This window comes from Psychrobacter sp. Sarcosine-02u-2 (assembly GCF_002836335.1).
Lineage (GTDB): Bacteria > Pseudomonadota > Gammaproteobacteria > Pseudomonadales > Moraxellaceae > Psychrobacter > Psychrobacter faecalis.
On record NZ_PJBX01000165.1, the window covers coordinates 1 to 20937 of the forward strand.

General features: G+C 39.8%; 10 protein-coding genes, 2 pseudogenes and 1 other annotated feature. Of the genes and pseudogenes, 10 read left to right on the forward strand and 2 right to left on the reverse strand.

Translation table 11 applies throughout. From position 1 onward, the window contains the following. Nucleotides 1-290: 290 nt before the first annotated feature. The 9 genes and pseudogenes from CXF58_RS08565 to CXF58_RS14050 form a co-directional block, all read left to right on the forward strand. Nucleotides 291-1769 (forward strand): type I restriction-modification system subunit M, encoded by a 1479-nt coding sequence (locus tag CXF58_RS08565; RefSeq protein WP_102077212.1) that lies wholly within the window; start codon nucleotides 291-293, stop codon nucleotides 1767-1769. Next, nucleotides 1769-3529, forward strand: a complete 1761-nt coding sequence (locus CXF58_RS08570) for a DUF262 domain-containing protein (RefSeq protein ID WP_102077213.1) — start codon at nucleotides 1769-1771, stop codon at nucleotides 3527-3529. Before CXF58_RS08565 ends, CXF58_RS08570 begins: the two co-directional genes overlap by 1 nt. Further along, nucleotides 3529-5004 (forward strand): type I restriction-modification system subunit M, encoded by a 1476-nt coding sequence (locus CXF58_RS08575; RefSeq protein ID WP_102077214.1) that lies wholly within the window; start codon nucleotides 3529-3531, stop codon nucleotides 5002-5004. The genes CXF58_RS08570 and CXF58_RS08575 overlap by 1 nt, the downstream gene beginning before the upstream one ends. 2 nt (nucleotides 5005-5006) lie before the next feature. After that, nucleotides 5007-6194: a restriction endonuclease subunit S gene (locus CXF58_RS13850; RefSeq protein WP_180952556.1), complete on the forward strand. Its 1188-nt coding sequence runs from the start codon at nucleotides 5007-5009 to the stop codon at nucleotides 6192-6194. Between the two features lies 1 nt (nucleotide 6195). Next, a complete protein-coding gene (locus tag CXF58_RS08585) occupies nucleotides 6196-9174 on the forward strand; it encodes a type I restriction endonuclease subunit R (protein ID WP_102077215.1) in 2979 nt (992 codons plus the stop codon). Nucleotides 9175-9203: 29 nt separating this feature from the next. After that, nucleotides 9204-12824 carry a DEAD/DEAH box helicase gene (locus tag CXF58_RS08590; protein WP_102077216.1) on the forward strand — a complete coding sequence of 1207 codons (3621 nt, stop codon included), beginning with the start codon at nucleotides 9204-9206 and terminating at the stop codon, nucleotides 12822-12824. Then, the gene (locus tag CXF58_RS08595; protein ID WP_102077217.1) at nucleotides 12824-14671 is read left to right on the forward strand and encodes a phospholipase D-like domain-containing protein; all 1848 of its coding nucleotides are present in this window, start codon (nucleotides 12824-12826) and stop codon (nucleotides 14669-14671) included. Before CXF58_RS08590 ends, CXF58_RS08595 begins: the two co-directional genes overlap by 1 nt. Nucleotides 14672-15028: 357 nt before the next feature. Beyond that, nucleotides 15029-15184, forward strand: a complete 156-nt coding sequence (locus CXF58_RS08600) for a transposase (RefSeq protein WP_102077218.1) — start codon at nucleotides 15029-15031, stop codon at nucleotides 15182-15184. 47 nt (nucleotides 15185-15231) lie between these two features. Further along, nucleotides 15232-15734, forward strand: a pseudogene (locus tag CXF58_RS14050) (transposase); the annotation flags it as partial. Continuing rightward, nucleotides 15507-15623, forward strand: a sequence feature (AL1L pseudoknot). Its footprint overlaps the pseudogene before it by 117 nt. 39 nt (nucleotides 15735-15773) lie before the next feature. Here the strand turns inward: CXF58_RS14050 and CXF58_RS08610 are convergent. Then, nucleotides 15774-17329, reverse strand: a protein-coding gene (locus tag CXF58_RS08610) for an IS3 family transposase (protein ID WP_228706578.1) whose coding sequence is annotated in 2 segments (ribosomal slippage) — nucleotides 15774-16876 and nucleotides 16876-17329 — 1557 coding nt in all. Because the reading frame shifts where the segments join, the coding sequence is not laid out codon by codon here. A gap of 72 nt (nucleotides 17330-17401) precedes the next feature. On the opposite strand from CXF58_RS08610, the pseudogene CXF58_RS08615 reads away from it, so the two are divergent. Next, nucleotides 17402-18112, forward strand: a pseudogene (locus CXF58_RS08615) (IS3 family transposase); the annotation flags it as partial. 59 nt (nucleotides 18113-18171) lie between these two features. On the opposite strand, the gene CXF58_RS08620 reads toward CXF58_RS08615, so the two are convergent. Then, nucleotides 18172-20910 (reverse strand): site-specific integrase, encoded by a 2739-nt coding sequence (locus tag CXF58_RS08620; protein WP_167669420.1) that lies wholly within the window; start codon nucleotides 20908-20910, stop codon nucleotides 18172-18174. Nucleotides 20911-20937 lie beyond the last annotated feature (27 nt).

Here is a 20937-nt window from a genome sequence, read left to right on the forward strand (position 1 = left end):
TGAAAATACAGTCGCTCTCGCTTGCGCTTATATCTGGCTCAAATTATGAATGTTCAACACGCCCTAGTCTGTTTTGCTCCTTGACCTGTTCAAGTTACAATAGAGTTTACACTCAAGGACATCATTTAGAGGTAAGCAACATCGCTAGATACAGATATTTAAGGCTAATAGTTGTAGAGTAACCCCTTATAAGAATAGTTTAGTGTTTTACAGTAAAAATTTGATTTTAGTCTGCCATTTTTTATCCTGCTATATTTTATTCATACTTGTTTTATTTAGAGAATCTATTAATGAGTGAAGTTTTATCACTGTCCCAATTAGAGCAATACCTGTCAAAAGCTGCTTGGATCTTAAAAGGTCCCGTCGATGCCTCAGATTTCAAGGTGTATCTCTTCCCCCTTCTATTTTTCAAACGTATCTCTGACGTTTATGACGAAGAATACCAACAGGCTTTAGCAGAGTCTGACGGTGATATTGAATATGCATCAATGCCAGAAATGCACCGATTTGAAATCCCAGAAGGCTGCCACTGGAACGATGTACGCGAAACCACTACTAATGTAGGTCAAGCCATCGAACAGGCGCTGCGCGGTATTGAGCAAGCCAACCAAGACTTTTTGTACGGTATCTTTGGTGATGCTCAGTGGAGTAATAAAAATAAGCTGCCAGATAAGCTACTGATTGATCTAATTGAGCATTTTTCACAGTATCGTTTAGGTCATGAAAATGCCAATCCAGATATGCTAGGTAATGCCTATGAATATCTAATCAAGCACTTTGCTGACCTAACCAATAAAAAAGCAGGTGAGTTTTACACGCCGCGATCAGTAGTGCATTTGCTAGGACTTATTCTTGATCCGCACGAAGGTGAATCTGTCTATGATCCTGCCTGTGGGACCGGAGGTATGCTATTAGAGTGTGTCGATAACCTGAAACATAACGGCGAAGACTTTCGTACGCTTAAACTCTATGGCCAAGAAAGAAATCTGACATCCAGTGCTATTGCACGTATGAATATGTTTTTACACGGTATAGAAGATTTTGAAATTCTACGTGGTGACACCTTACGCGAGCCCGCCTTTTTTCAGGCCGATGGTTTAAAAACCTTTGATTGTGTCATAGCCAACCCGCCATTCTCCTTAAAAGATTGGGGCGCGGATAATTGGGCTGATGATCCCTATGGGCGCAATATTGCTGGCGTGCCACCTAAAGGTAATGGCGACATGGCTTGGGTACAACACATGGTTAAATCCATGAATAGTACAGGCCGTATGACCGTGGTATTGCCTCATGGTGCCCTATTTCGTAAAGGTGCTGAAGGTAAAATCCGTAAAGCACTATTAGATCAAGATATTTTAGAAGCCGTCATCGGCTTAGGTCCTAATGTATTCTATGGAACCCAGTTAGCCGCTTGTGTCATGGTCTTCAAACAAAACAAAGATGCCGATAAAAAAGGCAAGGTGCTCTTTATCGACGCTTCTGAACAAATACGTGTGGGACGCGCTCAAAATCACCTAGAGCCAGAGCATGTTCAGCAAATATACCAATGGTATAGCGATTTCCAAGATGTTGAGAACTACGCTAAGGTCGCCAGTTTTGCAGACTTAAAGGAAAACGATTTTAATCTCAATATTCCACTCTACGTAGAAAAAATCATTGAAGACAACTTGCCTAGTGTGGAAGAAGCTATGACTGACCTAAAAGAAGCTTGGCAAGCCAGCCTAGAAGCAGAAGATAAGTTTAAAACTATACTAAAAGGATTCTTATAATGGCATATTCAAGCCTATCTATCAGGCAGCTGATTAAAGATATTAACTCTAACAAATACTACTTGCCTGCCATACAAAGAAAGTTTGTTTGGGGCGAAGAAAAAATATGCAGATTGTTTAATTCTATTATGCAGGACTACCCGATTGGAACTTTCTTATTTTGGGAATTAACAGCTCAGAAAGCCAATGAATATACGTTTTATGAATTTCTTAAGAATTATCATGAGCGTGACTCTAAAAACCAACTAGTTAACTACGACTTTCCTTTTGAAATTCGTGGCGTATTGGATGGACAGCAGCGTATTAGTTCAATGTATATTGCTCTTCAAGGTGTGTATTGCACTAAGAGGAAATATGCAAAGAGCACGAACAATAGCGCATACCCCGAACGTAAAATGTATATAAACTTATTGAATGATGATTATGAGTTTAAATTCTTAACCGACAAAGATGCTCAAAATAGTAAAAGCGGTTACTTTTATCTTGTTAGAAATATTTTAAGTGAGCTCGAAGATTCGGATGCTGACTCTGACAATATTGTTGATGAGCTAATAGAGATTGATCCTAGTAGATCAGATCTGTTAATCGAAAATAGAAGACAAGCAAAAAAGATAATTAATCGGTTACTCAATAAGTTTAATGATGATCAGTTAGTGAGTTACTTCAAGATCATTAATAAAGACCTAGATGATATCTTAGATATTTTTGTACGCGTTAATAGCGGCGGGACGATACTATCAAAATCTGATCTTCTATTCTCTACCTTAGTGGCACACTGGGAAGATGGTCGTGACCAAATTGAGAAACTTATATCTGATATGAATGGCGAAGACGGTCTGTTCAATTTCAATACAGATTTTTTGATGCGGACATGCTTATTTCTTGTAGATGCCCCAATGAACTTTAAGGTGCAGACCTTTAACTCTACGAACATCAATAAGATAAAAGATAATTGGGACTATATTCGCAAGGCCCTAATAGATGCAGCAGCAATGCTAAGAGAGTTTGGCTTTAATAAGAAGCGATTATCCTCCAACTATGCTGCAACTCCATTGGCCTATTACTTATACAAAGGTGGAAAGGTAGATCCTACAGCTAAACAAGAACTAAGAAAATTGATTGTACATAGTCTCTTGAAGCAGGTTTATAGTGGTCAGGCAGATACCGCACTAAGCGGTTTACGTGATGGCTTAAGAATAAAGGCCGACAATGGTGATACATTCATACTTAAAGACGCTAAGTTTGATTTTTCTGTATATAAACATACGAAAATGTCAGGTGGCAAAAAGCTAACAATTGATACCACGGACATCGAAAACTTCTTAGAGTACAAAAAGGGTGCGTTTTCATTCTTATTACTCTCGACGCTTTATCCAGACTTAAGGTTAGATCAAATATCATTTCACCAGGATCACATGCATCCTCACAGCAAATTTAAGCCCTCACTATTGAAAGCAGTTGGAATAGACGGTGAAACTATCAAACAATGGCAAGATATGAGAGACCAAGTGCCTAACTTGCAGTTACTCGAAGGCCGGGAAAATACTGTCAAACAGGCTACTGATCTCTCTAAATGGGTTAACGATAAAACTGATGATGCAACTTATTACCGAAAGCGAAATTACATCTTAGATGAGCAGTCATTAGAGCTAGCAGATTTCGAAGAATTCTTTTCAAATCGAAAACAACTTTTAAGAAAAAAACTGTATGAGTTATTTGATGTTACTTATATTGAAGAGTCAATTGAGGAGGCAGTATAGTGGCCAACCAAGAACTTGACCAAAAGTCCTTAGAAAAATACCTCTGGGGTGCAGCCACTACGTTACGTGGCACCATTGATGCTGGCGACTACAAGCAGTATATTTTTCCTTTACTATTCTTTAAGCGTATCTCTGATGTGTACGATGAAGAGTTTGAAAAAGCATTGGCTGAATCAGACGGCGATATGGAGTACGCAGCCTTTGCAGAAAACCACCATTTCCAGATTCCAGAAGGTGCGCGCTGGCAAGACGTTCGTGAAGTTACAGTTAATATCGGCCAAGCACTGCAAGGCGCTATGCGTGCCATTGAACAAGCCAATCCTGATACTTTACAAGGTATTTTCGGTGATGCTAGCTGGACCAATAAAGAGCGCCTATCTGATGCCATGCTCACGAACCTTATTGAGCATTACTCGCAGCACACGCTTAATTTAGCCAATGTACCTGATGATAAGCTGGGTAACGCCTACGAATACCTGATTAAAGAGTTCGCTGATGATAGCGGCCATACGGCGGCTGAGTTCTATACCAACCGTACCGTAGTAAAGCTGATGACCATGATTATGGACCCACAGCCAGGTGAATCAGTGTATGACCCTACTTGTGGCTCTGGCGGCCTATTGCTGAATTGTGCGCTGCATTTAAAAGATGAAGGCAAAGAGTACCGCACGCTAAAACTTTACGGTCAAGAGATTAACCTGCTGACCTCAGCCATTGCTCGCATGAATATGTTTATGCACGGTATTGAAGAGTTTGAGATTGTGCGTGGCGATACCTTAGCCAATCCAGGCTTAATAGAAAATGGTGAACTGAAAAAGTTTAATGTGATACTGGCTAACCCGCCCTACTCGATTAAGTCTTGGGATAGAAAAGCTTTTGAAAATGACCCATACGGTAGAAATATCTGGGGCACACCACCGCAAGGCTGTGCGGATTATGCATTCCAACAGCACATTCAAAAGAGTCTAGATTTAGGTAATGGCCGTTCTATTTCATTGTGGCCGCACGGTATTTTGTTTCGTGATGCCGAAATGCAGATGCGCCGTAAAATGATTGAAGAAGACTTGGTGGAGTGTGTCATTGGTTTAGGGCCTAACCTGTTCTATAACTCGCCGATGGAAGCTTGCCTGCTGATTACTAAGACTAAAAAAGACGAAAGCAAGAAAGGCAAAATACTGATTATCAACGCCGTCAAAGAAGTGCGCCAGGATAAGAATATTGCCTTTTTAGAAGACAATCATATTGAACGCATTTATGACGCCTATACCACATATAAAGATGAAGCAGGATTCTGTAAAGTGATTAGCACCGAAGATGTGCTAAGTCATAATGCCAGCTTAAATATGGCTTTATATGTTAGTAACGTTGATAGTAGTGAAGAACAAATAAGTCTCGATGATGCTTTAACCAACTGGACTCAATCCTCTAAGCAGTTAAAAGCCAGTATGGAACAATTATTTAAGGAGCTAGGTTAATCATGGCAACAGAAAAAATTGACCTAAACAACTTGGATAAGTCAGACTGGAAAACTTACCGATTTGATGAAATCGCTCAGAACATTTCAGAGCGTGTCGATCCTAACAATACCGATTTAGAAGTGTATATTGGCCTGGAGCATATTGATTCAGAATCTTTGCATATTAAGCGACATGGTACACCTGATGATGTAAATGGTACGAAACTGAAGTTCTATAAAGACGATATAATTTTTGGTCGTCGCCGTGCCTATCAGCGCAAAGCAGGTATAGCGACTTGTGATGGGTTCTGCTCAGCACATGCTCTTGTTGTAAGGGCGAACCCCGATGTCATTGATCCTGCACTCTTTCCTTTCTTTATACACTCAGATTTGTTTATGAATCGCGCTGTAGACATTTCCGTCGGGTCATTATCGCCAACTATCAATTGGGGGACATTAAAGCATCAAGAATTTAAAATCCCACCTATTGAAAAGCAAAAAGATTTTGCCGAATTATTATGGTCAATTGATCACCATATAAATACTGAAAAAAAACTTGAAGAAGCTTTGGACTATACTCGCGAGTCATACATAAAGTCGTCTTTATTAAAGTATAGGTCAGGTATAGAGGCTGACCTACCAGCAGGATATGAAATTAAGCGTTTAGATGAATTAGCTGATATTAGTGGCGGATCAACCCCTTCAAGAAGTAATGATAGCTTTTGGGATGGTGATATACCTTGGTTAACTCCTACAGATGTAACAAAGCATGAAGGTATTCATTTATCTAAAACAAAAGAATACATAACTAAAGAAGGGCTTAAAGACATTTCAAATCGGGTCTATCCGCCCGGTTCCATTTTATTCTGTTCCAGAGCAACAATTGGTTTTGCAGTTATTAATGATATTGAAATGGCAACGAACCAAGGTTTCTCAAACTTTATCTGCAATGGTGAAGTCAGTAATTATTTCCTTTACTTTATGTTGCAACACGTCACTCCTGAGTTAACTCGTTTAGCTGGAGGTAGTACATTTTTAGAAATTTCAAAATCATCTATGCGTTCCTTCAAAGTCGTTGTGCCAGACAAGATGAACTTAGAGGTAATTGAATCAAAACTACTACATTTCGATAAAATCAACCGAGAAATTTCAAAAAAGATTTCAAACTCTAGCGTATTGAGAAGTAATTTAATTAATCAGGTCTTCTAAAATGTCCTTCACCGAATTAAACAGCGTAGAGCATTACATCATCAATCAAATGAGTGGCGTTAACTTAAACTCGTCTCAAGACAGCAACCAAGTTTATGAGCCCCACAATCAATATGGTACCCAGTGGCAGTTCCAATCCGCTGAACAGCTTGGCCGCAGTGTTAATGAAGTATTGGTTGAGCCGCAACTGAAAGCGGCGCTATTGCGCTTAAATCCTGAGATCCAAGCAAACCCTACTTTGGCTGATGAAGTTATCCACGCCTTACGCGCTATTTTAATATCGGTGAACCAAGTTGGCCTGGTCAAAGCTAACGAAGAGTTCTTTCAGTGGCTTACCGGCGAGAAGACCATGCCCTTTGGTGAGAATAACCATCATGTGTCTATTCGCCTAATCGACTTTGACAACCTTGATAATAACCAGTACGTCATTACTAATCAGTTTCGTATTCATTATAGAGAAACCAAAATACCTGATATCGTCATGATGATTAACGGTATTCCTGTCGTCGTTGGTGAAGCTAAAACCCCTATTCGTCCCTCTGTTAGCTGGCTAGACGGCGCGCATGAGATACACAATATTTATGAAAACGCTGTGCCACAGTTATTTGTGCCTAATATCCTCTCCTTTGCTACTGAGGGTAAAGAGTTCTTTTATGGCTCTGTACGTTGTCCATTAGATTTTTGGGCGCCTTGGCGTCTAAGCAATGATGACGATGCTATGGCTAGAAGCTTTGGCTTAGGTGGAGTCGGTAAAGAGTTAAAAGACCTGCTTAACCCTGCGCGCCTGCTCGATATCATGCGTAACTTCTCACTGTTTAGCAGTAATAAGAAAAAGCAGCGCATGAAAATAATACCGCGTTTTCAGCAGTATGAAGGCGCGAATAAAATCGTTGAACGTGTGGTTGAAGGTAAAATCAAGAAGGGTCTAATCTGGCATTTTCAGGGCTCAGGTAAATCTTTACTAATGGTATTTGCCGCTCAAAAACTACGCCGTGAAGCCAAATTAAAAAGCCCAACTGTTATTGTATTAGTAGATAGAACTGACTTAGATACCCAGATAAGCGGCATCTTTAATGCGGCCGACATCGCTAACGTAGAAAGCACTGAAAGTATCAAAGAATTACAGCAGATGCTTGAGCGTGATACCCGTAAGATAATCGTTTCTACTATTCATAAATTCCGTGACGCCAAGCCAAATATGAATACCCGAGATAATATTATCGTACTGGTAGATGAGGCCCACCGTACACAGGAAGGCGATCTAGGACGTCAGATGCGTGCGGCCTTACCTAACTCATTTCTCTTTGGCTTAACCGGTACGCCCGTTAATAAAGCGGATAAGAACACATTCTGGGCATTTGGTGCCGAGGAAGACGAAGGCGGCTATATGAGTCGCTATACCTTTCATGACTCCATTCGTGATGAAGCCACCCTACCCTTACATTTTGAGCCACGATTAGTTGATGTTCATATTGATAAAGAATCGCTTGATAAAGCCTTCGCTGACTTTAAAGAAAGCCAAGCCCTAAGTGATGAAGATGCCGATGCATTAAATAAAAAGTCCGCTAAAATGGCTGCCTTTTTAAAGTCCCCTGAGCGCATTACTAGAATAGCTGAAGATATTGCTATCCACTTTATGGAAAAAGTAGAGCCGCACGGCTTTAAGGCAATGATAGTAACGCCAGATCGTCATGCTTGCGTTCTATATAAAGAAGCACTGGACGAACACTTCCCTGAAGCAGCCAGTAAAGTGGTTATTTCTACTACCGCTAACGATGATTATGAGTTTAAGAAAAAATGGGGTATAGATAAGAGCCAACAAGAAAAAATTGTTGATGAGTTTAATGATGCAAGCTCAGAGCTGAAGTTTATTATCGTTACTGCAAAGCTTTTAACCGGTTTTGATGCGCCTATTTGTCAGACCATGTACTTAGATAAGTCCATGAAAGACCATACTTTGCTACAAGCGATTTGTCGAACCAACCGTCTATATCCAGGTAAGACCTTTGGCTGTATTGTCGATTACTTTGGTGTGTTTGATGATGCAGCAAAAGCACTAGAGTTCGATGAGCTAGGTGCCCAGCAAATTATTACTAACCTGTCAGAGCTACGCGAACAGCTACCACAAGCCATGTCCAATGCCCTATCCCACTTTAAAGGTGTAGATAGAACCTTAGAAGGTTTTGAGGGCTTAGAAGCGGCACAAAACGCTATAGCCAATAATGAAAAGAAAGATGCTTTCGCATTGGACTTTAAGTTTTTATTTAAGCTTTGGGAATCGTTGTCACCGGACTCAGTATTAGATGAATATAACCAAGACTATAAATGGCTGGCTCAGGTTTATGAATCGGTTAAACCCGCTTCTGACAGCACTGGTAAATTGCTTTGGTTGACGCTCGGTGCGCAGACTACCAAATTAATCCATGACAACGTGCATGTGGGTAGCGTGCATGTATTAGATGAGTTTGTCATGGATGCAAATATCATCGAGGAAATCTTCAATAATCCTAGTCCGAAAAAAGTAAAGCAGTTAGAGAAGGCATTAATTGAGCGTTTCAAAGGAGCCGGAGATCTGCCTACCTTTAAGTCTCTCAGTGAACGACTTGAAGCTTTACGTGATAAAGCTGAGAAAGGTTTAGTGGCTTCAATTGATTTTGTAAAAGAGCTTTGTAAGATTGCTAAAGAAACGGTACAAGCAGAAAAAGAGCTAGAAATCGATGTTCAAGAGAAATCACCGACAGCTGCTTTGTCTGAGTTGTTTCTAGAGCTGAAAACAGATCAAACACCAGCAGTGGTCGAACGCATTGTTACTGATATCGATGCCATTGTGAGAATTGTTCGCTTTCCTGGCTGGCAAACAACCAGCGCTGGCGAGCGTGAAGTGCAAAAATCCTTACGCAAGGCACTTTTGAAGTATAAGCTACACAAAGACCAAGAACTGTTCGATCGGGCTTATGCTTATATTAAAGAGTATTACTAATTTATTAAGTATACAGCTACAGCATTCATATGGAAATTACAACAATGGCATTTATAGACTCAATAGATGATGAATTCAAGATTAAAATTGAAGAAGAGTCACAGACTGATTTACTAGAAGTGTGGAAGTATTTAGATAATGACACAGTGTTTAAGCTGAAATTTTGGCATGCAAAAAACTCACTTAATGAAGAGTTGGCCAAAGAGATTTGGTTAAACGAAACTCGGCAATTAAATAAGCTAAAATCTGTTACTAATGCAGAAAAATATCTTGAAGTAATCCATGATAGCTTCATCGATAACAGTGGTAATTACTGCCTAATCTACCCCACTGATGAAGAGTCTAAAACACTGGATACCAAGCTAATAGCAATAGAAGCCAAGCCTGCAAGGATAGGTTTGTTTTCTAAGAGCAAAAGTCATTGGTTAAGCAAAGACAAGATAATGTCTACTACCAGTAGAATGCTTTTATGGAAGAATATACTAAGGCTGATAGAAGGCATTGAGATATTGCATGGCCAAGACATCATTCACAGAAACATCAATACTAATAGCGTGATTTATAAAGAAAGTGAAGAAATTGACGACACTGAAAGATTGGTGCTGAGTGGTTTTGAAAAATCATTAGATTTTAACAAGATTAATAAACCTATATTTATGGGTGAGCACAAGGATGTTATTTGCACGACTCACCAAGACTGGAGCGACTTAGGTGTTTTAATATTAGAATTATTGGGAATTGAGTCCGACAGTTTTCAAGAAAAACTACTGCGCAACGAAGCATTGGCGGTAAGACTTCTACTAGAGGGTCATTCAACTGGCCATACTAAATTAGTGGATAAGACTCAGCTAAAGTTATTAGTAGAACAAGCCATTACAGACTTGTCAGAAGTTGATAATTCATTCTCGCCGGTATTCTATATAACAACAGCAGGCTTTGATTCTGAGATATTTGGTGACATTAGAAACGTTATTAAAAATTACTTAATCGACAATGCAGTTCAAAATTATGATGCTCAGAACCTAACAAGTTCTGATGTCATCGACATTATCAAAGAAGATATTACGTTAGACCCCTTTCGTATATTTAATGATAGGTATCGCAATGGATTTATTTTAAAAGGGAAGAATTTTCTATATAGATTTAAAAAGTTCAAGCACGTTAACTTTGATGATTGGTATGTTTCTTACATAACGGCCATATATGATAGTGTCCCTGACTGGCTGAATTATGCAGAAACCATCGAAATTAAGGGGAGTTTGGTTTTTATACCTAATGCATTTAAGCTTATGCAAAAGAACGAGTTTTCGGATGAAAACTCATGGAAGCTAAAGTTAATACAGTTCAAAAAAGAGCAAAAGTATACAGACTCTGAGCTACAATGCCTTCAGGGTTTGTTGTTATCTTTTGCGATTGACGTAGCGCGCTCGGAAACGGAAAAGTACCTAATTAGCCTAGATCGCATTGAAGATGATCAACTAAAAGAGGGAAAAGGGTTAATCCTAGATGATGGGCTCTTTTATTATACGTTAGAGTACAAAAAAGAAAATAATGATATTAACAACAAGCTATCAGACTCACTAAGCCTAAGACAGCCTTTTGATAGATTTAAACAACACTTTAGCGATCCATCTAAACTTACTGACAAATGGGTTATTGAGACTACCACCAAGTCTCGTAGAAGCACAGACAAAAAAGACAAGTTAGATGCGGAATATGTGGGGCAATCACCCAATCTAGACTATATATTCTCCACAAAACAACCGTTAGAGCGGAGCATAAGTAATTTATCAGAAGAATTGGTTAGAATTTACCCTAAGGACCATGATGGAACAATCGCTCAAATTGAAAGGCGGGAGAGAATATTTTATTTTTTACTCAATCAAAGCTCTTTAATATCAAGTATCGCAGACCCGTCCAAAAAATTCTTTGTTACCTCTCGCAAATTTGATCTTGAGGCTTCTCTTATTTCATTAGATGAATCCAAAAAAGAAGTGTTTTCTTCTTTGGTGAAAACCCAACCAAATTACTTCATTGAAGGCCCTCCAGGTGTGGGTAAAACACACCTTATAACCACCTATGTTGATTATCTTTTCCACGAAGAAAACAGCTCAAAGGTGCTTTTGTCTGCTCAGAGTCATGCCACTGTCAATATGCTTTATGATGAAATCACTGAGAAACTCAAAAAGCACGAGTCTTTTGATAGCCTAATTATCATCCCAAACTTTAAGGCTGAAAAAAATGACGATGGTAGTAATGCAGAAACCCTTATTCAAAACGCGACAAACCCTTATATTGATAAATTCAAAAAAAGCGAGATGTTTAGTAAATATTCCAAAGAACCGCTTATTAAGCAGAAGCTCGATAAATTTATTAGTAAATCAGACGCTAAGTTTTTCAATCAAGTTTTACGTGCTGCCAATCTAGTATTTACAACCTCTAACTCTAAATTAATGGAAGAGTTGATAGAGAATAATATCAATTTTGATGTGTCTGTTATGGAAGAGTGCGGCAAGACATCGGGTATCGAGTTGGTGTCACCAATGATAGTATCCAGCAAAAGAGTTCTTATTGGAGACTACAAGCAACTTCCAGCATTTTCAGAACAGGATGTCCAAAAAATTATTAAAAACCCTGGTAGGTTTGATATGGGCTTGGTTATAGAGCAGCTGTCAAATATAGGGTTTAGAAAAGGCGTCATTTTTGATCTTGATTTTAACTATGCTGACATAAACAAAACCTCTAAAGCTGAGCATTTTAGCAACCTTTCTAAATATTTCTCTTTATTCAAAAGTCTGTGTCAAAGTGCAGAAAGTATTAGGAGTCGAGGAAAAGAAAGTTTTGGTAGCATGATCGATACACAGCATAGAATGCACCCTCAGATTTCTCGGATTGTTTCTAACGCTGTATATGATGGTAAATTAAAAGATTATCCTAAAACCGCAGATTTCTATAATAGCGCATCCCCATTTATCTTTAAGGATTCTAAATTAGAAGGGTTGAATAAAGATAATGCAGTAATATGGGTCGATTTACCTGATAAAAATAGTGATGTTAGGATGCGTAGTCTTGAAAATAAGAACGTCAATAAACACGAAATCCGTATTATTAAAGAATTATTATCCAAAATACATACTAATAGTGATGAAAATTATTCAATTAAGATACTGAGCCCTTATGTAAATCAAGTGAATATGATCAATAACCTGGTTGAAAAGAGTGAGATAAATAGCTGTTTTTCGAGCAAACATAATGATCAAGACATAGCAAAAACAGTAGACTCTTATCAGGGTGATCAGGCCGACGTTATTATCATTAGCCTAGTAAGGCATAATAGTTGTCAGCCTATTACTTCTGCTTTGGGTTTTTTATCAGATATGCGCAGAATGAACGTACTGCTGAGTAGAGCTAAACATAAAATGATTATTGTTGGCTGTTTCGGTTTATTCAGATATTGGCAGCTGCTTGAAAATAAAGCTTATGCTAACAATAGGGGTTATTTGGACGATATGGATAGGGACTTTTTGAATCTCTTTGTTGAAATGTTTGTTGATGATTTTGAATTAATGAATGATCATTCAATTGATACTGAAAATAAGGTATTTAATAACATTAACTTTGTTCAATCAAAATCATTTTTGGGCCTCTAATGAATAAAGAAAACACTATAAAATATACGATTGCTATCCCATTCCTTACTAATGAATATACATTTAGTATTAGTAGAAAAACCAATTGGTCAATTATCGATTACCTTTTCTTAAAAGAGTTAAGTCAAAGAGAGATGACTGTTAAGAGTCTTAGCGACTTCTCCAATCTAGAAACTCAAGTTGTCATTCAGATTTTACTACCCATGTGCAATGTCGGGTGGATTGATATTGTTACTTCTAGAGACAGTTTTATTTTTAGAATAACGGAAATGGGTGAGATAGCTTATTCTTTAAGCGTTAAAGAACATGAACTCATTTGTAAGGTCGATAAATATCAAAGAAAAAGAGAAGTTTTTGTAGATTATTTTGATAACTATTACAGCGTTTATAGTTTTGACTCCCTTTTGCTTACTCATGCAAGGTATATGAGTGAGATTAATAAAAACAAGAATATAGTTACCTTGCCTATAGATGATAGCAATTCTTATCCCAAGTACACAAAAATGTATAGCGTTATGGCCAGGGAGCATGAAAAAATAGACAACGTACGTGACGAGGCTGTATATACATTAACTACTAAGAAATATTTACTGGTAGATATGTTGTATATAGAAGGTCGTAAGGAAGGAAGGATAATCGATGACAACAAAGTAAAGAAGCTGAATGAAAAGCTTATTAGACAAATCACAAATACACTTCCAGCTATAGTCAAGGATGATAATTCTTTGCTTAAAGCACCTTTGAGCAAAGATGGAAATAACTATGAAATCAAGGTTATTGCCAAGAGAGGCGATGTAGATTTTGTTTACGGCGGTCACAACACCAAAGCCAAGCTCATTGAGCTAATCCAGTCCTCTACTGACTTTCTAGTCATTCACTCTACTTTCATAGGTAAATGGTGCATTGTCAATGATGATGGCTATACTCATCTTTTTCTAGAAATTAAAGAGGCTTTGAAACGAGGTGTTCAAGTTTATATTTTATGGGGCAAAAGTAATGCAGAAGAAACAGATGAAAACTTTGAAAAATCAGATAGTGAAGATAAGGCTGTTGAAAAAAAATTAAGAGATTTTAATGAAAGCTGCCACCAGGAAGGCATGCTAAATGTTGTAAATTATAATGACTTCAGACGTACCGACTCGCATGCAAAGTTCGTTATAACCAATCATGTAGACAAGGGGTTGTGTACTATGGTCAGTTCATGCAACTTCTTATATGCAAAATTTGAAAGATTTGAGGCGTCAGTTGTTGTTTGCAATGATCAATTTACTAAATATTTTTTAGAGATCGCTGCTAATATTTGCTGTGGAAAAAGCACTTTTGACAGCAAAGTGCGTAAGGAGTTTCGGGGGCTTTCAAGCAATATAGCTGATACGCCAAATGACGTTGATATTCCTAACAATGAAAAGCTGGAGCTGCGATTAGTGCTAAAGCACCAGCATCATAGTTATATTGACTTAGCCGCTCAAGCAAAAAACAAGATATATATTATAAGTGACTTTATAAACACCTCACCTATAAGGCCTATATTTGATGCTTTAAAAAAGTCGGAAGCTAAAAAATATTATTATTACTCTAAGAAATCAAGTTATATCGATCATTCAGAAATTGTTGAGATGCATGATGATCTGAAGTCTGCCGACTCTCTATCTCAATTGGGTGCGCATCATTCCAATAGTCATGCCAAGGTATTAGCTTGGGATAATAATGACTTGCTGATTACTAGCTTAAATTGGCTGTCTGCAAGTGCCCCTAATAACCTTGTAGAGATTTACCATGAAATAGGTGTTTATGTTCAAGGTTGGGATGTAGCTAAAGATTTTATTAAAGTATTTAGAAGTCTTTAAATCCAAATTAACGCTATGAATTAACGAAAAACGATTTTGAGACAGTACAACTTGATAGCCTAAACGATTTGCTAAGCGTGTTGATCAGCTCTAGGAGCGTTATTAGCTCGGTTTAGTTGTAGGTAACGCCCTAAACGAAAAACAGCCACTTATAGCGGCTGTTTTTTGATGCTGGCAGGTGTAATAGTTATTCCTCCATGCGCTGATTTCTGAGATAACCGATGTATTCATCACAGAGTTCATCGGCGGCTTTATTGGCAAAATTGGACGGATCATCGTAAGCATCCGACCATCCCATCTTTTCCTCACTTAAAAAATGCGAGATAGTGTCCACGATTAATAATCGTGGACACTAACATGACAACACAACCACCTAACAAACCCAAACGTAGAACTTACAGTGCTGAGTTTAAAGAACTTTTAGTACAAGAAGCTGAAGGTTCAGGGCGATCAATTGCCAGTATCGCTCGAGACCATGGCATCAACCAGAACCTTCTCCATAACTGGAAATGAACCGCCCCGAGATTGTCGGAGACTCAACTTTCTGAGAGAATACGACAATGAAAACACGAAACTATACCCCTGAAATGAAAGAGCGCGCCGTCCGTATGCTAATTGAAGCTAAAGACGACTACCCATCCACCTGGTCAGCCATCAAAGCCATAGCACCAAAGATAGGTTGCACGCCTGAGACCCTACGATCATGGCATAAAAAGCACATTGATAAAACCATTCCTGCAAAGATTCAAGCTCAAAGCCAAGCCGAGCGTATCAAAGAGCTTGAACGTGAGAACAGAGAGTTAAAGCAAGCCAATGAAATTATAAAGAAAGCTGCTGCTTTTTTCGCCCAGGCGGAGCTCGACCGCAAACCCAAGTAATGGTTGATTTTATAGATGACCACAAACCACAATATGGAGTCGAGCCAATCTGTAGAGTACTACCGATTGCTCCATCCACATACTATCGTGCCAAAGAGCTAGAATTCAGTCCTGAAAAGCGTTCACAGCGTAGTCAGCATGACGATTTCTATCTAAATGAAATCAAACGTATTTGGAAGGACAGCAAGCGGAGTTTTTCAAGGTAGTTGTCACCATAAGCCGAATTAAGCGGCTTGTAATCTTTGCTGTTGTTGCTCTTTTACAGGATTTAGCGTTGTTGGCCCTACAGGCTCGCAGTTCCTCACCTCCTGAGTTCCCCAGCGTATCGGGTTTTCATCTTTAGCGCGCTGCATCGTGAGCAGACGCTTCGCCAGTACTTCCTTATCCTCACCCGTATGGCGCTGATTGGGCGTCACAAAGTTCAGCTGACTGTGCTTATGCTCATTGTTGTACCAGCGCGTGAAGCTCAGCATCCATCGTCTTGCCGCATCTAAGCTCTTAAAGCCATCGATAGGCCAATTAGGGCGATACTTGCAGGTTTTAAATAAAGACTCTGCAAACGGGTTGTCATTACTGACACGCGGTCTGCTGTAAGAGGTGAGTACCCCAAGCTCATACGCTTTCATGCGCATGGTTTGAGCTTTCATCGGTGCCCCATTGTCTGAGTGTAGCACCACCCCAGTGTGCAATGCATTCTCACTGATTAAAGTACGCTCAAGCAGCTGAGCTGCCAGTACACCTGACTCGTGGTCATAAACCTCCCAGCCAACAATTTTACGGCTATAGACATCCTCTATCATGTACAAATAATAGAACTGACCCCGTACCGGACTTGGCAGATAGGTGATATCCCAGCAGAACACTTGGCAAGGGCCAGTGGCAGTAAAGGTCTTTGGGGCGCTTGAGGCTTTAGGGGCAAGTGCACGACCGCGGTGAGCCAATTGCTCATGCTGCCTCAGCACCCGATAAAAGGTAGACTCTGAGCCATGATATATCCCCTCATCAAGTAGGGTCGGTACAATTTGGGTGGGCGGCAGACTGGCAAAGCGGGGCTGATTGCACACGGCTAGGATGGCGGCTTGTTCAGAGGCGCTCAGTTTATTCTTAGGAGCTTGGCGCACGGCGTCACACCGTTTATCACCATTCACGTGACCTGCGCGGTACCAGCGCCGATAGGTGCGGATGCTAATGCCAACTTCAATACAGGCAAGGTTAAGTCTGGCTCCTGAGTGATTGGCCTCTTGTATCCAGTCTATGTATTGCTTGCGCTTAGGGAGCAAGGTCAGTCGTCCTCGTGCTCCTCCCAAAACGCTTCCAACTTTTTTCGCAGTACCAGTAAGGCGGCAGTTTCAGCTAAAGCCTTTTCTTTTCGAGCAAGCTCTCGGGTGAGTTGTTTGATCTGTTTGCGATCGCTCTGCTGCTGACGCTTGTCTTTCAGGCTTTGTTGTTTGCTGCTGCTAAAGCCTTGTAAGGCGTCAGTACGCCACGCTTTGATTTGCTCAACATATAGGCCTTTGCTGCGGCAGTATTCGCTAAGTTCACTCTCGCTTAGGGTGGCCGTCTCTATAATGGTGGCAAGCTTGGTTTCGCTTGACCAGTCATCAGGGGTTTTATGGTTCGATGGCATGGGGTGACCTTGTTCTCTAGCTTGGGCACGCCAATTATACAGGGTCTGTAATCCGATGCCTTCACTTCTTGAAACCTCGGCAACACTTAGGCTCAGCGGGGGTAGCATTTTGCTGAGTATAGCCTGTTTACGTTCTTCGCTATATCGTGGCATGATGTGTCCTCATTGTCCCCTTTGGAATTATTATTTAGGGGTGACAACTATCCTGCCATAGGGGGCAAGTGCCGTTATGGTACTCGTAAAGTCTGGCAACAGTTGAAAGCAGAGGGTATACATCCTGCACGCTGCACTGTAGAGCGTTTAATGCGTCAGCATGGAATGCAGGGTATTTGGCGAGGTAAAGGTAAGATAACGACTAAGTCTCGTGACGATCAAAAGCGTGCTGATGATTTGGTTAATCGTAACTTTAATGCCCATCGCCCTAACCAACTATGGGTTGCTGATTTTACCTATATAAAGACACTGAGTGGCTGGGTATATACCGCCTTTATCATTGATGTATTTGCTCGCGCTATCGTTGGCTGGAAAGTATCAGATCGTATGAACACTGATATGGTGATGGCAGCACTAAACCAAGCCATTGCAGACAGAAACCATCCTAAAGATGTCATTCATCATAGTGATCGCGGCGTTCAGTACTTATCAATTCGCTATACTGATAAGATGGCTGATTCTGGCGTCATTGCATCTGTTGGCACGACAGGTGATTCATACGATAATGCGTTGGCTGAAACGGTTAACGGACTTTATAAAACGGAGGTGATTGAATATTTAAAACAGCAGTGGCGGGATGCGTGTGATGTTGAATTAGCAACCCTTGAATGGGTCGATTGGTTTAACAAAACTCGCATTCATAGTACGATTGGCTATGTGTCGCCTTTTGAGTTTGAGAGACGATACTATGATAGTTTTATTGAGTCAGACAAAGCTGCCTGACTCAAGCAATCCACTCTCCGATATAGTCGGGGCGGTTCATACATTATATTAGCTTTTTCCTAGGGGTTATCTTCAACCAATAACATAACAAGATAGCCAAAATATTTAAGTACACTCGACGAAGCATAATAATTGCCTGTCATAGCTAAATTCTTATTAGACCGCTTACACTTTTTCTGTACTACCCGCACTTCATAGCCATGGAAACTCTCACGCGTACCGACACGTATTGAGCTATCGAGTCCTAGTTCTTTTTTAATATCTCTTGCTGCTTGCTCACTATGCGCTCTAATCTGCCAATGACTGGCATCGATAAGCTGACAACCTACTGTCACAAAATGCTGTAGCATCTCAAGCTGGGTCTCTTTAATGCCAAAATGAATCGATGAGGTGTTTAAGTTTTGTTTAACAGAAAATATATCCACAAATAACTTTAGTTCATCAGGTTTATCAGTTGACATCTGATACGCACGATCAAACGCTTTGACTAAAACCTCTTGATTTTTATGTCCCGTCGGCGCACTTAAAAGCAACCTATCATCAGAAAAAATTTGACTGGCTCTATCGTAAATCTGTCTACCTTCATGGATAGGAATACCATGCCAAAGTGCGACCTTTACCAACCGCTCTGCTCTTTTATCAATGCTTATTTTTTGAAGCTCTTTCAAGAATGCAATCACATCATAAATTTTAGGATGGATAAATATAGACGGTCGAGTATTCGCTGCGTCATTTTGTGTGTTTTGCTCATAATCTGTATTAGCTGGTGTTCTGTTATAAGAGAGAAGAGACTCTTTACTCGCAACCTTATTGATTAAATAGCCACGCATCTTAACAAGATTAGTTTGTTTGGTGCTAGGACTATAAGCTCTGCCATCTTGTCTATTTATCGTCTGATAACCAATACCTGTTACCATCTCAAACACTGTTATCGGTATAGCAAGCTTAGCTTCACTATTTTGCCAACCAGCCAGCAGATGCGCGGTATGAATGTAATGTTCAAACGTAGTATCTGGCGTTAGATGCCCTGCAAGACTTGCCAGACCAAACCAAATGCTCTGCTCTTTATTATTACCAAGTATTGCCTTAATGATATTGTCGCCATGCTTTTTATCATAGTCTGTGACCACCTGAGCCAGTGGTGAGTCGCTCAACACTAGTGCAAGATGACTAATCGTAGTATGCCGAAAGCTATGAAAGGTAAAATCATGCGTGATAAGCAGCCTGTCCCATATAATTTTCATCATATTACTAAAAAGCACTGCTGGCAGTGGCTGGTCACCCGAGCCTTGTGAGAATAAATAACGCCGCTTTAACCTTTTTTGCTGATAATAGAATGTTATGAACTGTTTTAACTCGTCATCCTTGAAAAGACTATCTATCGGTATTACTCTTTTGGCACTACTGCTTTTAAGCCTACGATAACGGTTGGGTTTAAGTATTATTTTAGGTACTTCAACCATTCGACCATTAATAAGCCCTATATCTGCAATGTCACTAACCTTAATACCAATAATTTCATTAATTCGCATACCAGTGCGATAAACAAGTGCTAAAACAATCAAACAAAGTTGCTTTTGCTCAACTTCTAACTTCGATGATTGGATGTATCTTTTCATTGCGCGATATACATGTGGTGACACCATTTCGGCTTTAACCACTTGTCGGTTGTTACCCCAAGGGAAGTATACGTAAGGTGCATCAAAGTGAGTACGTTGATGATCGTGAAAGGCTTTTAGACGTCCATAAGTAAATTTCTGACTGTCTTTTAAACGATCAAGATAAGATATCGGTTGGCCAGTAGCATTTTTATCATCATCTATATCACTAGACGTATCATCTTCAAACTCCGATGACTTACATAACATAGACGTCTTACGACCATCTTTAATTTTACTTTGAATAATCTGCTCATAGATATCCTCAAAGTCGTCGCCTTCCCACTGACCAATATTCTCATCCATAGTCAGCATCAACCAATCGCGACCAATGCAGCCGATATATTTACTGATGGTATTTAATCTAATGCTATGATCATCCAGTAGCGATAACGCCCAGCTAAGTAAGCGTTGCGCGTTAGGCTGGCTAGCATCTGTCTTTAATGTTGTGATAGTAGAAGTAGCAGCGCTTCTGGTAAGTTTGAGCGTATCTTGCACTTCTTTAATTAGATTTTTGCTAAAGCTTGGATAAGCTATAGCATTTCGCTTGTTCTGTGATTTGTCTACCGCCTGATAACTGGCATCAAACAACTCAGACCATGTAAGCGGCTCAGGGTTTGGATTGATAACTTCTTGGTTATAGCGACTCAGCTTATCAGTCGGTAGCCCAGTGGTTTTAAGATCGCCTTGTTTAACAATAGAAAGCGCCCCATCAATTAAGCTACCTTCCATCTGCCGCCAGTGATAGTTGGCATGTTTAATAAGCATTGAGTGCTGCGGACGCTCAATATCTTTATTGGTGAGTTTAAGCGTCTTTGAGATATCATTAATGATGGTGTTAAATGGTTTTATTTTTGTCTTACTCAAGTCCTTGTCTTTTAGCGCATATAAAAAACACAAACTCATATCGTCGGGTACGTAGTCGATAAAGCGCTGCAAGTCGTCACTACTATCCAGTGCGCAGCCATAGTTATAATCAGGCACGCTAAGCGGTATTACGGCTAATTGCTCTGCTTTATCTTTACCATCAGTTGCTGGCAGACTAATCTGATAAGCACGGCGCTCACTAAACAGCCAATCATATAGCGCTCTTAATATGTCAATATCATTAACACCGCCATACATGATGCTGCAGCTCACAAGGTGATTGCATGGGATTTTGATTAA

Coding starts and splice junctions, on each gene's coding strand:
- CXF58_RS08565 (WP_102077212.1), top strand. CDS start 291: ATGAGTGAAGTTTTATCACTGTCCCAATTAGAGCAATACCTGTCAAAA.
- CXF58_RS08570 (WP_102077213.1), top strand. CDS start 1,769: ATGGCATATTCAAGCCTATCTATCAGGCAGCTGATTAAAGATATTAAC.
- CXF58_RS13850 (WP_180952556.1), top strand. CDS start 5,007: ATGGCAACAGAAAAAATTGACCTAAACAACTTGGATAAGTCAGACTGG.
- CXF58_RS08585 (WP_102077215.1), top strand. CDS start 6,196: ATGTCCTTCACCGAATTAAACAGCGTAGAGCATTACATCATCAATCAA.
- CXF58_RS08590 (WP_102077216.1), top strand. CDS start 9,204: ATGGAAATTACAACAATGGCATTTATAGACTCAATAGATGATGAATTC.
- CXF58_RS08595 (WP_102077217.1), top strand. CDS start 12,824: ATGAATAAAGAAAACACTATAAAATATACGATTGCTATCCCATTCCTT.
- CXF58_RS08600 (WP_102077218.1), top strand. CDS start 15,029: ATGACAACACAACCACCTAACAAACCCAAACGTAGAACTTACAGTGCT.